The following is a 14,371-nucleotide window of genomic DNA, read 5'->3' as shown; positions in this document are numbered from 1 at the left end:
CGAATGAATTGCAAAAAAGGCGCCGTTGAAATGCAAAACCGCCCGCGCGAATTTTCGCGCAGGCGGTTCATTAACGGCTCATATGGATCACGATGCCAAGTTTGTCAAAGGCGAGTTTCGCTCTCACATCAAAAATGGCCGTTGCTGAACAGAACAAGCAAAACGTGACTGGATCGCCCACTCAGTTTCGGTCAGCGTCGTCCGGCCACTGAAGCACACCATGATAGAAACACCATTTTTTAAAACTTGAAGTTGATATCCATCTAATGCAGTAAGTTCGTAATAAAAGAATATAGACGGATCAACTGAGAATGAGCGTGGAAACCCGCAAGATATTATTTCATGCTCTCGTTTGGGTAGCGCTTGCCGCGCTGGCATACAACACGGCTGGCACCTACCGTTTTGCAAGTTGCTGGCAGATCATTCCGCTTTACTTTCCGCCGCTAAGCATCTTGCTTTTCGCAATCTTCATCTCAAGCATTGCCGTCCTGGCAGCAGCGGCTTCGCAGCCGACCATGCGCGCTCATTCGCTCTTTTGGGCAGCGTGTCATGGGGTGATTTTGACGCTTGGACTGGTGACATGCAATCTTGCCGCTTACACTGCAGTTGGGCATGTCGACTGTTTATAAGTCAATCATCGCTCTTAGCACCAAATTATCGCCATGTATTCGCCATCCGGTGGCGCGATTGTCGCTCGCCTGTGGAAAATCGCGCTGGTAGTTTGACTTGCCATCCAGCGCTAAGCTGTGCTTCAGCCTGATGTGCAAGGGTCGGCGACACCGGCCGATACGCCGCCGCCTCCTAATGAAAATCACGGTTGAACATGCCCGCTCCTGAAAAGACTGCCGATGCTACACCGTCCATCGCCGACGCTCCCGCTGGTGTATCGGATCATCTGGTCGCAGCCGGAGCATTTTCGGAGGTGGAACGCAGCGCCGTCTATCGCGCCATCGAGACCCGGCGCGACGTGCGCGACCAATTCCGGCCCCATCCCCTTCCTGACGATGTCGTCCGGCGCTTGCTCGAGGCTGCCCATTCGGCACCGTCGGTCGGATTCATGCAGCCATGGAATTTCATCCTGATCCGTCAGCCAGAAACGCGTGAACGCGTATGGCAGGCCTTCCATCAGGCCAATGAGGAAGCCTCCGCGATGTTCGAAGGTGATCGTCGCGCGCAGTATCAGCGGTTGAAACTGGAAGGCATTCGCAAGGCGCCGCTCAGCATCTGCATCACCTGCGACACCAAGCGCGGCGGTCCCGTCGTGCTCGGCCGGACGCACAATCCGGATACCGATGTCTACTCGACCGTCTGCGCCGTACAGAATCTCTGGCTTGCCGCACGAGCCGAGGGCGTCGGTGTCGGCTGGGTCAGCATCTTCCATGAAGATGCCATCAAGGCGATCCTCGGCATACCCGAGCATGTGAAGATCGTCGCATGGCTCTGCGTCGGCTATGTCGACGAGCTCTACGACATGCCAGAGCTCGCCGTGAAGGGATGGCGTGATCGCCTGCCGCTCGACAAGCTTGTCTTCGAGGAAGGCTGGCAGGATTGCGAGGATATGTGAGGATGGCCGCTCTGCGGCAACCTTCCATGGATCAAACTGTTACGACCTGAACATCACAAACGAGATCACGTTGCCATCCGGATCGCGCACGTGAAAATCTGTGCCGCCCCAGGCCTGCTTGGTGAGCGGCTGTGCAAACTCCACGTCCCTCGCCTTGAATTCCTCAAACAGTCCCTGGACATTCGAGACCTCGATCGAAGCGAGGATCAAGGACTTCTCCTTTGCAGCCGCCGCGGCAAAGTAAGGCTCACAGACGAGCCGTAGGTGAATCCAGATGCCGTCGCGCGACACCGCGCCATAGAACGGCGGCGATCCATGCAGGAAATCCTCGGAGAAACCGAGCTTCTCCCTGAAGAAGGCCGCACTCGCAGCCACATCCCGCACGAAAAGGATGGGAACGATGCTCTTGAAAACCGGCGGCTCCGCTGTAACGGCCGGCATCTTCGGCGCGTCCGCTGCGACGGACTTCAATTCCGCCCAGCTCCTGTGGCCGGCTTCCACCGCAACGATCTCCTGCGCCAGCGTTAGGGGAAACTTCATAGCCAGGATCTCGCGATCCGTCAGCGTCTTGAAACGATCGAGCATTCGCACTCTTCCGCCAATGGAATAGTCACGCTCTTTGTGCCAGCGCATCAACAGCTTGGCTTGTTTGCGGTAAGTATCGAGGGTTGGCATGGGCAGACTCCTGCTGAGTGATATCAGCGGGCAGGCCTAGCCCTTTCGGCCCGATGCCGATGTGCCCCACAGGAACGAGGCAAAGGTTAGGATACAACCTGCGGCAAGTCAAACCGCGTCAAGGCGGCTATGGCTTGCCGCGAAGCGTTCATCGTCATTATGCAGCCGCAAGGACATTCGCAGCATCCACGGCAGCGACGTCCAAAGGCCGGAGGTCAATCCCGCCTGCCTCAGCCCTGCAGCAGTCCAGGTATTGCATCCCATTAGCGCATTGAAATGTTCCCGTGCCTCGAAGAACGCATCGTTCGGCCCGTAATTGCTGCCGATCAACGGGCTCGGTTGGTCGTTCGTCTGTTCGAAGCTGGCGAGAACGAATTGCTTGAGCCGCTCAAGACCTTCGGCATCAATGTCGATGACCGTCACGGCAGGCGCGTCCAGCGGGATATCGCCTGCGAGCTCCGCATGAATGACGGAACGGTCGAGCGCAAAGCTCTTCAACACGGGACCCGCCTTCAAATCTGCCCAGGTCCGCGTCTCAGTATAGAAGCTCCGTCCGCCCCAGCCGAAAATGAGATAGCGCAGGTTGGGATTGTCGAGATCGAGCCCGGCCGGCCGCAGGAAGGCGAAACGGGTGAGGAGATCGCCATCGACGGGAATCGCAATATCCGTATGGATCGGGTTGCTGAGCATGAGGATTTGCCGCGAGGGCTCGCTGCGCGCAGCCGGCCCGTCATGCCAGAGCGGCCGTGGCACGATGATGCCGAGACCGACGAAGAGCGCGACGGCAAGAACGACATAGAGAACGCCCTTGAATATCCTTGGAATCACCGACTGAAAGCTCCCGCCCGCCAACAATCAGTCTCTTCAGCGGTTTGTTGGCTCTTTCAAGGCATAAAAATAGCCCCATGCACCTTTTCCGAGTGCATGGGGCTAGAAACATCCGAGCTCTAAACGCTCGTCTCAGGCGGCCTTCGTCTTTGCCCGGCGCGCCAGATGCGCCACCACATTCTCGATCATCCGCATGCCGGCATCGCCGCCGAGCGTCATGATCGATTCCGGATGGAACTGGACGGCCGCAATCGGCTCCTTCACATGCTCGATGCCCATGATCGTGCCGTCTTCGCTCTCGGCCGTAATCATGAAGTCGCGCGGCAGGCTCGACGGATCGGCAAATATCGAGTGATAGCGGCCAACCGTCACTTCGCGGCCGAGACCGGAGAAGACCAGGCCGGGTTCGAGCACGCGGATGCGCGAGGGCTTGCCGTGCATCGGGATCGCCAGATGCCGCAGCTCGCCGCCATAGGCTTCGGCCAGCGCTTGCAGGCCCAGGCAGACGCCGAAGATCGGCAGATTGCGTGCCCTCGCCTTCTTGATGGTCGCCTTGCAGTCGAAATCCTTCGGATTGCCGGGACCGGGCGACAGCACGACGAGATCCGGATCGAGCCGGTCGAAGACCTCTTCCGGCACCGGCGTACGAACGGTAGACACCGTCGCCCCCGTCTGGCGGAAGTAGTTGGCAAGCGTATGGACGAAGCTGTCCTCGTGGTCGACGAGCAGGATCTTCACGCCCTTGCCGACGGAAGCAACGTCACGTTGCTGTTTGCCGGAATTGCCGGTTTTGGCGTCACGGATGGCGGAAAGCATGGCGGAGGCCTTCAGTTCGGTTTCGGCTTCTTCTTCCTCGGGGATCGAGTCGTTGAGCAGCGTCGCGCCGGCGCGTACCTCGGCAATGCCGTCCTTGATGCGGACGGTGCGCAGCGTCAGGCCGGTGTTCATATCGCCGTTGAAGCCGACCATGCCGATCGCACCGCCATACCATGCACGCGGGCTCTTCTCGTGGTTCTCGATGAAGCGCATGGCCCAAAGCTTCGGCGCGCCGGTGACGGTGACGGCCCAGGCGTGGCTCAGGAAACCGTCGAAGGCATCCATATCGTCGCGCAGACGACCCTCGATATGGTCGACCGTGTGGATCAGGCGCGAATACATCTCGATCTGCCGGCGGCCGATGACCTTGACCGAACCCGGCTCACAGACGCGGCTCTTGTCGTTGCGGTCGACGTCAGAGCACATGGTGAGTTCCGACTCGTCCTTCTTGGAGTTCAGGAGCTTCAGGATCTGCTCGCTGTCGGCGATCGGATCGTCGCCGCGCTTGATCGTGCCGGAAATCGGGCAGGTCTCGATGCGGCGGCCGGACACGCGCACGAACATTTCAGGCGAAGCACCGACAAGATATTCCTGATTGCCGAGATTGATGAAGAACGAATAGGGCGACGGATTGATCGCCTTCAGGCGCTTGGAAATATCCGATGGCTTGCTCTCGCAGCGCTCCATGAATTTCTGACCGGGTACCACTTCGAAGAGATCGCCCTTGCGGAAGCTCTCCTTCGCCTTGATCACCAGTTCGGCATATTCGCCGGGGCGATGATCGCTCTTCGGCGGAATGGCATCGGTGTGGCGGAACGGCTCGGGCGCGATCTCGCCGGACTTGCCTTCCGTCGATACGCCGCCCTTGGCGAAATCGTAGCGATCGATCCAGGCCTTGGCGGAATAGTTATCCACCACCAGAATTTCGTCTGGCAGGTAAAGCACCATGTCGCGCTGGTCATCCGGACGCTTGAGCTTCAGATCGATCGCGTCGAACTGGAACGCCAGATCGTAGCCGAAGGCGCCGTAAAAGCCGATGCTGGCATCGGCTTGCGAGTAGAAAAGATCGGTGACGGCGCGCAGCACGGTGAAGACCGTCGGCATCTTCGAGCGCTCTTCCTCGGTGAAGACCCGGTCGGGCGTCTTGACCGTCAGATCGAGCCGGCGCGGCGTTGAAGCGCCAAGCACGACCTCCGAAACCGTCTTCAGCTTCTCCGCGATAAAACCGAGAATGACTTCGCCGCGCTCGTTATAGGCTTCGATCCAGACATCGCGCCCGTTGCAGGAAAGACCAAGCGGCGGGTCGACGATGGCGGTATCCCAACGCGTATAGCGGCCGGGATATTCGTAATTGGAGGAGAAGACCGCGCCGCGGCGCTCGTCGAGCTTGTCGATATAGGACGATACGGCGTCCGCATAGGGCGTCGGCCGGCGCTGCCGGGTGACGGTGATGCCGCCCTTCGTCTCGTAGATTTCCGCACCATCATCCCGAAGGATCGTTACCATTGTTCCTCACTCCGTTGTCGGGCCCGGATGACAGGCGGCCAATATAACAAAAAAGCCGCCTCGAAATCTCGGGCGGCTCACTCGTCGTCTTTGAACACGATTGGTCGAGGCCGCCTCAGCGTGCCCACCACCAAACTGCAATGTTGTTCAAGGACATGTTCATGGCGGGAATTGTTAGCGTGAGATGCCGCGATGCGCAAGCCGCAATCTTGGGGAATAGGCAGAAACGATTTTTCGTCTCCGCCCATCCTTCTCTCATTCCTGCACTCTCGCCGCCTCGAAGAACTCTTCCGGCCCCTCCACCTCGACCAGCCGCCTCCGGTCGATCAGCCAGAAGCGATTGCCGATGGATCGCACGAAGCTGCGGTCGTGCGAGACGAGGAGGCAGCTTGCCTCATTTGCCGTCAGCTCGCCCTCCAACGCCTCCTGGCCGTCGATATCCAGATGGTTGGTCGGCTCGTCCAGGAGATAGAAGTTCGGATTTGTCAGCCGCAGCGCCAGTATGGCAAGCCGCGCCTTCTGCCCACCGGACAGACGGCCGATCTCTTTGCCCTGCATATCGATGTTGATCCCGACACCGACCAGCAGCGTGCGCGCACGCTGCTCCCCGAGTTCGAACAGGCGCGTGATCATGCCAAGCGGCGTGTCCTTTTGGCCGAGATTGGAGAGCGCCTGATCGCTGTAGCCGAGCACGATGGATGGCGTCGGCTTGATCGCACCGCCGACGGCCTGATCCGCCATGGCCCTGCGGATCATCTCCACCAGCCGCGTCTTGCCGGCGCCGTTCTGCCCGAGCAGCACGATGCGGTCGCCCTGGCAAATCCACTGCTGGCCGGTCTTGAACAGCAGCGTGCCGTCAGGCGTCGTCACCGCAGCATCCTCCAGCGTCAACAGCACCTTGGCGTGGATACCGCGATTGGCGAGCTTGATCGAGCCGGAAGAACGCTCGCGGTAGCCTGGCCTCGCGCTGTCTTCCAGCTTCTCGGCCCGCGCCTTCAATTGCTTCGTCTTCACGGTCAAAAGATCGCTGCCGGAGTTGACGCCGAGATTATAGAGCTTGGCCGCCTGCTTGCGCAGCTGCTGCGCCGTCTTCATCTCCTTCTGGTAACGGCGCTCATCCGAGGCATCGACCTCGTCCAGCGCGGCACGCGCCCTGCTATACGGCAGCGCATAGGCCTGCGACTGGTCCTGGCGCAGGAACAGGGTTCGATTGCAGACGGCATCAAGGAAGGCGCGGTCGTGGCTGGCGATGATGACGGGCACGTCGCGCGGCAAGGCATTCAGCCAATCCTCCAGCAGCGCGATCTTGGCGAGATCGAGATGGTTGGTCGGCTCGTCCAGAAACAGCACGTCAGGCTCCGTCACCCATACGCGGGCAAGCATGGCAAGCCGCTGCCAGCCGCCGCTGAGCTGCGCCAACGTCCTCTCCCGCATCGTATCAGGCACGTCGAGCGAATCGAGGGTGACATCGACACGCCAGCTCTCGCTCGCGACCTGCTCTTTGGGCAAAGCGCGCAAGACTGCCTCATAAAAGGAGACATCCAGCAGGTTCGCCGGCACATTCTGCTCGACATAGCCGACGCGCAGGCCCCGGGCGTGGGTGATCTCGCCCGTCGTCGGCTCCAGCCTGCCCGCGATGCAGTTGAGCAACGTGGTCTTGCCACGCCCATTCGCGGCAACGATACCAACGCGATCGCCGGCATCCACAGTGAAATTGAGATTGGAAAACAGCGGCGCACTCATAGTGACGCCCAGATTGCGGAGATTGATCAGAGTCATGGTCTTTTCCGGTCTCGATCGAGCATCTCAAGACATCACCGGCGGCTCCTTTTGCCGCGCTACGCCGATGCCGATGGCCCAAGCAGGCCAATGCTCGAAAACATGTTATGACGCGGCCGCGCGGATGCGTGAACTCGCGTCGCCCAAAGGGCAGACCAGAAGGATTGAGTGAGAAACAGCCTCTGATCAGCCCTGCAAACGCATCTGCAGGGCACGAGTCGGACCGAACTGGCGAATATGCCAGACTATCTTGGTCATACGGTCCTCCTCTCTTTTCTCGACGGTTAAAGACTGCATTGTTCGAATAGCATCGAACGCTGCCATTTACAATTGCGCAGATCGCCCGATGCCACGCGAGAGAGCAAAAAAGAGGCGATGCCGAAGCATCGCCCAAGTTTGCTGCATCGATGTAACGGCTTAGAACCGTTGCGTCAGCGTGAGCTTGAAGGTCCGGCCAGGCTCGGAATAGTAGGATGCTGGCTGGGTTAGCGTGCCGCTGTAGGACGGCGCGTTGAGCGCGTCGTAATAGGTCTTGTTGAAGATGTTGTAGACGCCGCCGCGAATGCTGAGACCCTTCACCTGCTCCGGTTCCCACCATGCCGTGAGGTCGAAGATGCCGTAGGCAGGGGTCTGCAGGGTGTCGCCCGTCTTCTTCGCCTCGCGAGCCGCGGTGATGAAGGTCAGGTCCGTTCCCCAGATGTCAGCCGCATAGCCAACGGTAAAGGCTGCCTTGGCCGGAGCGACGGAATTGATCCATTCTCCGGTGTCGGAATCCTTGCCGTTCACATAGGCAAGCGCGCCCTTGATATGGATGCCGTTGTCGAACGTCTTGTGCGCATTGACCTCGACACCGAACATGCGGACGTTGGCGCGATTGAAGTATTCGGTAATCCCGAGCGGATATGTGCCTGTGGGATCACGATAATTCAGCGTGTCGATGAAGTTCTTGTACTTGTTATAGAAGGCGCCGATATGGCCACCGAAATCGTCATCGCCGAGATTCGTCCCGATTTCGATGCCATTGCTGGTCTCGGGCTTCAGGTCGGGATTGCCGTAGGTGACATAACCGCCGGGCACGCCGTAGTTAACGTAGAGTTCGCTGACACTGGGCGCACGGAAGGCCATCGCCCACTGCGCATAAAGTTCGACATTGTCCTGCGGCTGATAGGAGGCGCGCAGCTTCGGCGACAAGCGGCTGTCGGATTGTCCGGAGGGCAGGCCATTATAGTTGGCGCTGTCGCGATAGGCAGCCGTGTTCTTCGGCGAGTAATCATACCAGTCGAAGCGCAGCCCCGGCGTCAGATAGAAATTGCTGGAGCCCAATTCGATCTTGTCGTCGATGAAGACACCGACGCGCTTGCCGTCGACATCAGGCATATCGGACTGGTTGGTGTGCAGGAAGGCGCAGGAAGCACGCCAGCGAGGAAGTGCGCAGCTATCCTTGCCGGCAGAATACTGGTGAACCTTGTCGAAGGCGACATCGAGTCCAAAAGTGACTTGGTGATGCAGGCTGCCGGTGTCGAAAGACTTCGATGCGTTGCCGGCGAAGCCGATGCTGCGGTCTTCCATTTCATTACGGCGCCAATAGTCGCCAATGACGGATGTGTAGCGATAACCTTCCACGCCACCTTCACGCAGAAGATTCTGCCAGTAGAAAACGGCATTGGCGGTATCAAGCAGCGAATCGGCGCTCTCGGCTTCGTATTTGTAATCGAGGGAAACGCGATTGCGCTCGACATTGTCTGTCCCGTTGTAATTGCCGGGCCGGAAGTTTCCGATCGGGCTCTGCAGGGTCATCAGATCGGTGGTTTTATCTTTGTTGTAGTGCTCGGCCGTGATGCCGAAGGTGCCGACGTCGGTATATTGACGGATCTTGAACAGGCCGCTTCTCTGGTTGTAGTCAGCCGGGTTAGCTTCGGTACGCTTGGTCGAATAGCCGCCGATATCGCCGTTGTTCTCAAGCTCATGACCATGCGTGTAGCCGCCCTGGAAGAGAACGGCGGTATTGTCGATGCGCTTGGCAACAGCGGCCGAACCGCCAATGCTGCGGTCGTCGCCATTATAGCCGAACTTGAAAACACCGCCCCAGGTGGAGCCGGGCGCAATCAGATCTTCCGGCTCCAGCGTACGCAGCACGAAGGCACCACCAAGTGCGCCTGAACCGGCGCGACTGGAGTCGGCGCCGCGCACGATATCGACGCTGGAAAGCGCGTTGAAATCAAAGCTGTTGACGCCGCCATTGCCACCATTATTGGCGCCACTAGCGTTGCCGCGCGAAGCATCAAGAAGAAACGGAATTTGGATGCCGTCGACCGTCGTCAACACGCGGTCGTCGCCAAGGCCGCGGATATTGACGCCGCCGGTAGCGCGGTTGAAGCCGACGCCAACCTCGGTGCTGCGGCCGAGATCCTCGATGCGCGTGATTTGCTTGTCGTCGATATCCTTGGCCGTCGTCTCGCTTGTGGTCGGAGAGTCGGCAAGCACATCCTTGTTTGCCTTGCCCTTCCCAGTCACCACGATCGGTTTAAGATTGGTGACGCGATCACCCTTGGCGGCTTCGCCCGCCGCCTCTTCATTCTGGGCTGCTGTCTGCGCAAAAGATGTCGTCGCCAGCCCAAAGGCCAGAAACGCGGTGCATGCCAAGAGGACCAAGCGGGATCGCCGGACAACCATAACCATTCCTTTCGAATTGCTTCACCGGGCTGGCTGGTTGCTGCATCGAATGCAGGCAAGGGGCTGGCTAGGTTATCTTGTTAAAGGGCGGAAATATTTCGCCTTCTTTCTGCCGCATAAAAAACATGAGTATTATTGTCAATATATCCCTCATCCACAATCATGAATAAAATTGTCATCTTTTAAGACAAGAAGCGATCGTTGCTGAATTGCAACGAAATCACAGCCTCGCGCGTTCTATCGGCATCATCATTAGAATTGGCTGAATTACTTGATGCTGTTTAAAATTGTTTCATTGGTCTCCGCCGCCGTTCTTCTTATGGCGACGTCTCTCCCTCAGACCGGCCCGACACTCGAGCAAAAACCGGATCAGGAGCACGTTCAGCCGGATGGCAAAGCGCCGATCCCGGCAGAAAAACCCACGGCATCACCGGACAGCCCCGTCATTCCGGCGGAAAAGCCGACGGCTCAACCGGAAGAAAAGCCGGCGTCACAGCCGGAGGAGCAGACAGGTGGCGAACAGATGCAGGGTCCTCCCCGCCCGCCTCTGACCATCGCTTCCGAACCGGACGATGAGCAGCAGGCCTGCTTGAAGGCGCTGACCGCCATCGGAGCAACCTTCAAGGAGATCGCCCGCATCGACGATGGCAATGGCTGCGGCATCGACAAGCCAATCGCGCTTAGCTCTCCGCTGCCGGGCATAGAATTCAAGCCCGAAGGGAAAATGCGCTGCGAAGCCGCCCTCGCTTTGGCTCAATGGATGAGGGAAAGTGTCATCCCCTCAGCCGCGGCATTGGACAATGGCAAGATCATCACGATCAATCAGGCGTCGACCTATGTCTGCCGGCTGCGCAACAATGCTTCCACCGGCAAGATTTCCGAGCATGCCCGCGGCAACGCCATAGATGTCGCGAGTTTTACCTTCGAAAACGGCAAGACCGTCGCAATCGAACCGCGCCGCGAAGATCCGACGCTGACAGGCGCATTCCAGCGTGCAGCCAGTGCGTCTGCCTGCCTCTATTTCACGACCGTATTGGACCCGGAAAGCGACGCTGCCCACGAGACCCACTTTCATCTCGACGTCATCGAAAGGAACGGCGGCTTTCGATACTGCCACTAGAAACGCATCGTAGGCCTGGTCCCGCGGTGACCTTTGAACCTCGTCATACCCCGAGGCCTGCATTCGAGAACCATAGGTCTCTATAGATCGCCACCGCCGTTTCATCCGGCGCTCGCTCTTGAGTGAGCCAAACCGACTGAATGGAGCGAGCCTCGCCGCCATTCGGAATTTTCGCGGATTGCATGGGATCGGATGCCCCGATGCAGGGGATGAAATAGGCGGGCATCAAGGCACGAGCGCTGAACCCGGTATCCTCGCGGGTAATTATGACGGCAAGCCCGACCTTCTCGTTGGCCTGCCAGGGCACGATGAGCCGGCCTCCGGGTCGCAACGCCTGCAGCCATGACTTCGGCGGCGCCACCACGCCGGCACTCACATAGATCAGATCGGTATCCGGAAGCTTTAACGAAGTCGCATCGGTACAGACGACGGAAACGTCTTTATAGGAGGTGAGATTGTCTCGCGTGCGGCCGGCCAGTGCCTCATCGATCTCGATGGCATGGACATGTCCGCCCGGTGTCACCAGCGTTGAGAGAATGGCGGTGTAGTATCCCGTCCCCGTGCCGATCTGAACGACGGTTTCGCCGGGCTTCGGGGCGACTGCACCCAGGAAAGCAGCGTGGAGAAACGGCTCGCCATTGTTGATGCCCTTAGACTTGTCCAAGGCGACCAGAACATTCTGGTAGAGGAACGTGGGATCGGCGTTTGGGGTTTCCAGGTAGTGGCGACCGGCCCTGATCTGCCAAGGCCCCGGCCCCATGAATGCCTCACGCCTGACGAGGCGGAAGGCCCGCTCCAGCCTTTCATCGGAAGAATTGCTGGCAGCTGCCATCATCTTTGCATGGAAATCCCGTATCTCATCCAAACTTGCGCGGCCGTCAGCAGTCACGATCTGTCTCCGTCTTAACGATGCTTAGAGCGTGCCGATTTGTTTCGGATTTCGCCAAGGTCAATACGTTAGATATCCTACCAAAATTGGATGGCAATAGGTGCGGGCGAAGCTGCCAAGCCGGCACTTCCAGACCGATAAGTTGAATCGGATTCTGAACTTAAAACAGTCCTTCGATGTAGCCCTGATCATTGAGGAAAATCCTCTCGGCCGCCGGCGATTTCGGCAGGCCGGGCATGGTCATGATCTCGCCGGTGATGACGACGACAAAGCCGGCCCCGGCGGAAAGCCGTACCTCGCGAACGGGTACGATATGGCCTTCAGGTGCTCCCCGGACATTCGGATCGGTCGAGAAGGAATATTGCGTCTTCGCCATGCAGACCGGCAGATGCCCATAACCCTGGTCTTCCCAGGACCTGAGCTGATCGCGCACGGCCTTGTCGGCGGTCACCTCGCCGGCATGGTAGATCTTCGAGGCGACGATCTCGATCTTCTCCAGGAGCGGCAGATTATCCGGATAAAGCGGCTGAAATTTCGCCTGCCCAGATTCGGCAAGCTCGACCACCTTGTGCGCGAGCTCGGTTATGCCGGCTGAACCTTCAGCCCAGTGGCGGCAAAGGATCGCCTCGGCACCGAGCCGCGCGACATAATTCTTCAGTGCCTCGATTTCGGCATCGGTATCGGAGACGAAATGATTGATGGCGACGACGACGGGCACGCCGAATTTGCGGACATTGGCGACATGCCGGCCGAGATTGGCACAGCCCTTTACCAGAGCTTCCACATTCTCCTTGCCGAGATCGTCCTTCTTGACGCCGCCGTTCATCTTCAAGGCCCGCACCGTCGCAACGATGACGGCCGCATCCGGCGACAGCCCGGACTTTCGGCATTTGATGTCGAAGAATTTCTCTGCACCGAGATCGGCGCCGAAGCCGGCTTCCGTCACCACGTAATCGGCAAGCTTCAACGCCGTGCCCGTCGCGATCACCGAATTGCAGCCATGGGCGATATTGGCGAAGGGGCCGCCATGCACCAGCGCCGGATTGTTCTCCAGCGTCTGCACGAGGTTCGGCTGCATGGCGTCCTTCAGGAGCACGGCCATGGCGCCGTCAGCCTTCAGATCACGGGCATAAACGGGCGTACGGTCGCGGCGATAGCCGATGATGATGTTGCCGAGCCGCTTTTCCAGATCCTTGAGATCGGATGCCAGACAGAGGATTGCCATCACCTCGGAGGCGACGGTGATATCGAAGCCGCCCTCACGCGGAAAACCGTTCGCGACGCCGCCGAGCGACGATACGATATCGCGCAGCGCACGGTCGTTCATGTCCATTGCGCGGCGCCAGGTGATGCGCCTGATATCGATATTCTGCTCGTTCCCCCAGTAGATGTGATTGTCGATCAGCGCGGCGAGCAGATTATGGGCCGACGTGATCGCATGAAAATCGCCGGTGAAGTGAAGGTTGATATCTTCCATCGGGATGACCTGCGCGTAACCGCCGCCGGCCGCTCCGCCCTTCACGCCGAAGCATGGGCCAAGCGACGCCTCGCGCACGCACACCACCGCCTTCTTGCCGATGCGGTTCAGGCCATCGCCAAGGCCGACCGTCGTCGTGGTCTTGCCCTCGCCCGCAGGCGTCGGATTGATCGCCGTGACAAGGATCAGCTTGCCATCCTTCTTGCCGGCCTGCGCCGCAATGAACGCGGCACCGATCTTTGCCTTGTCATAGCCGTAAGGTGCGAGATCTTCCGCCGGAATACCGAGCTTTGCGCCGATCTCCATAATTGGCAACTTCTTCGCCGCGCGCGCGATCTCGATATCGGATGCCACTGTCGTCGCCATAAGTCTCGCCCCCGAACATACGGTCATTTCCCTGTCGGGATAAACCAATATGTATCGGGTGTGAATAGTGGCGTAGCACTCTGCTCGTCGAAACGCACCGCCTTGTCTCACGACGTTGGCATGCCTATTTTCGGCGTCCAATCCAAACCGAGAAAGAAGGAAAAGATATGAAGTCCCTGGAATTGCTGGTCGAGCGCATCATCCTCTCCAGTCGCTGGCTCCTGGTGATCTTCTATCTCGGCCTTGCCGCTTCGCTCGCCGTCTACGCGGTCTCGTTCGCCTACAAGTTCCACAAGGTGGCGATCAACGTCTTCGCCTATGACGAAGCGGACATGATCCTCGCCATTCTCGGCCTCATCGATGCCGCCCTGGTGGCAAGCCTGATCGTCATGGTGATGATTTCCGGCTATGAGAATTTCGTCAGCCGCTTCGACGAAGCCGAAGGTGAGGTTTCCTTCCTCGGCAAGCTCGATTCAGGCAGCCTCAAGATCAAGGTCGCATCCTCGATCGTCGCCATTTCCTCGATCCACCTGCTGCAAATCTTCCTGAACGCCACGCAATATGACAACGCCAAGCTGATGTGGTTCACCATCATCCACCTCGCCTTTGTCGTCTCGGCACTGTTGCTGGGCTTCTTGGAGAAGATCATGGCGAAGGCCAAAGCCAAAGGATAGCTAA

General features: G+C 58.9%; 11 protein-coding genes. 4 read left to right on the top strand and 7 right to left on the bottom strand.

Annotated features, from left to right (window positions below; genetic code table 11):
* The first annotated feature begins 311 nt into the window (after window positions 1–311).
* Together PH558_RS03285 and bluB are read left to right on the top strand one after the other, a co-directional pair.
* Window positions 312–629 (top strand): hypothetical protein, encoded by a 318-nt coding sequence (locus PH558_RS03285; protein WP_095435442.1) that lies wholly within the window; start codon window positions 312–314, stop codon window positions 627–629.
* A 194-nt stretch (window positions 630–823) separates the two neighbouring features.
* Window positions 824–1,564 (top strand): 5,6-dimethylbenzimidazole synthase, encoded by a 741-nt coding sequence (gene bluB / locus PH558_RS03280; protein WP_285202169.1) that lies wholly within the window; start codon window positions 824–826, stop codon window positions 1,562–1,564.
* A gap of 39 nt (window positions 1,565–1,603) precedes the next feature.
* Here bluB and PH558_RS03275 read toward each other — a convergent pair whose 3' ends face one another.
* From PH558_RS03275 to PH558_RS03255, 5 genes are all read right to left on the bottom strand, one after another.
* The gene (locus PH558_RS03275; protein ID WP_285202167.1) at window positions 1,604–2,239 is read right to left on the bottom strand and encodes a glyoxalase superfamily protein; all 636 of its coding nucleotides are present in this window, start codon (window positions 2,237–2,239) and stop codon (window positions 1,604–1,606) included.
* 108 nt (window positions 2,240–2,347) lie between these two features.
* On the bottom strand, window positions 2,348–3,067 hold the full coding sequence (locus PH558_RS03270) for a TIGR02117 family protein (protein ID WP_285202166.1): 720 nt from the start codon (window positions 3,065–3,067) through the stop codon (window positions 2,348–2,350).
* 132 nt (window positions 3,068–3,199) lie between these two features.
* Entirely contained in the window at window positions 3,200–5,389 is a 2,190-nt protein-coding gene (locus PH558_RS03265) for an anthranilate synthase (protein WP_285202164.1), read from the bottom strand.
* Between the two features lie 255 nt (window positions 5,390–5,644).
* Window positions 5,645–7,168: an ABC-F family ATP-binding cassette domain-containing protein gene (locus tag PH558_RS03260; RefSeq protein ID WP_285202162.1), complete on the bottom strand. Its 1,524-nt coding sequence runs from the start codon at window positions 7,166–7,168 to the stop codon at window positions 5,645–5,647.
* A 417-nt stretch (window positions 7,169–7,585) separates the two neighbouring features.
* The gene (locus PH558_RS03255) at window positions 7,586–9,841 is read right to left on the bottom strand and encodes a TonB-dependent hemoglobin/transferrin/lactoferrin family receptor (protein WP_285202161.1); all 2,256 of its coding nucleotides are present in this window, start codon (window positions 9,839–9,841) and stop codon (window positions 7,586–7,588) included.
* Window positions 9,842–10,115: 274 nt separating this feature from the next.
* Here PH558_RS03255 and PH558_RS03250 point away from each other — a divergent pair, with 274 nt between their 5' ends.
* Window positions 10,116–10,961, top strand: coding sequence for an extensin family protein (locus PH558_RS03250; protein ID WP_285202160.1), 846 nt, complete (start codon window positions 10,116–10,118; stop codon window positions 10,959–10,961).
* Between the two features lie 43 nt (window positions 10,962–11,004).
* Here the strand turns inward: PH558_RS03250 and PH558_RS03245 are convergent, their stop codons facing one another.
* Together PH558_RS03245 and PH558_RS03240 are read right to left on the bottom strand one after the other, a co-directional pair.
* Window positions 11,005–11,850: a protein-L-isoaspartate O-methyltransferase family protein gene (locus PH558_RS03245; RefSeq protein ID WP_285202158.1), complete on the bottom strand. Its 846-nt coding sequence runs from the start codon at window positions 11,848–11,850 to the stop codon at window positions 11,005–11,007.
* 160 nt (window positions 11,851–12,010) lie between these two features.
* Window positions 12,011–13,693: a formate--tetrahydrofolate ligase gene (locus tag PH558_RS03240; protein ID WP_285202157.1), complete on the bottom strand. Its 1,683-nt coding sequence runs from the start codon at window positions 13,691–13,693 to the stop codon at window positions 12,011–12,013.
* A 167-nt stretch (window positions 13,694–13,860) separates the two neighbouring features.
* On the opposite strand from PH558_RS03240, the gene PH558_RS03235 reads away from it, so the two are divergent.
* Window positions 13,861–14,367, top strand: coding sequence for a TIGR00645 family protein (locus PH558_RS03235; RefSeq protein ID WP_285202156.1), 507 nt, complete (start codon window positions 13,861–13,863; stop codon window positions 14,365–14,367).
* The last annotated feature ends 4 nt before the right edge of the window (window positions 14,368–14,371 follow it).

The sequence above is a fragment of the Rhizobium pantanalense genome, from assembly GCF_030182525.1.
In the GTDB taxonomy this organism is placed as follows: domain Bacteria; phylum Pseudomonadota; class Alphaproteobacteria; order Rhizobiales; family Rhizobiaceae; genus Rhizobium.
This window is presented reverse-complemented; position numbering and strand designations above follow the sequence as displayed.

Excerpts from the sequence above, each read along its gene's own strand:
- PH558_RS03285 (WP_095435442.1), top strand. The coding sequence starts at position 312 with ATGAGCGTGGAAACCCGCAAGATATTATTTCATGCTCTCGTTTGGGTA.
- PH558_RS03255 (WP_285202161.1), bottom strand. The coding sequence starts at position 9,841 with ATGGTTGTCCGGCGATCCCGCTTGGTCCTCTTGGCATGCACCGCGTTT.
- PH558_RS03275 (WP_285202167.1), bottom strand. The coding sequence starts at position 2,239 with ATGCCAACCCTCGATACTTACCGCAAACAAGCCAAGCTGTTGATGCGC.
- PH558_RS03260 (WP_285202162.1), bottom strand. The coding sequence starts at position 7,168 with ATGACTCTGATCAATCTCCGCAATCTGGGCGTCACTATGAGTGCGCCG.
- bluB (WP_285202169.1), top strand. The coding sequence starts at position 824 with ATGCCCGCTCCTGAAAAGACTGCCGATGCTACACCGTCCATCGCCGAC.
- PH558_RS03265 (WP_285202164.1), bottom strand. The coding sequence starts at position 5,389 with ATGGTAACGATCCTTCGGGATGATGGTGCGGAAATCTACGAGACGAAG.
- PH558_RS03250 (WP_285202160.1), top strand. The coding sequence starts at position 10,116 with ATGCTGTTTAAAATTGTTTCATTGGTCTCCGCCGCCGTTCTTCTTATG.
- PH558_RS03240 (WP_285202157.1), bottom strand. The coding sequence starts at position 13,693 with ATGGCGACGACAGTGGCATCCGATATCGAGATCGCGCGCGCGGCGAAG.
- PH558_RS03235 (WP_285202156.1), top strand. The coding sequence starts at position 13,861 with ATGAAGTCCCTGGAATTGCTGGTCGAGCGCATCATCCTCTCCAGTCGC.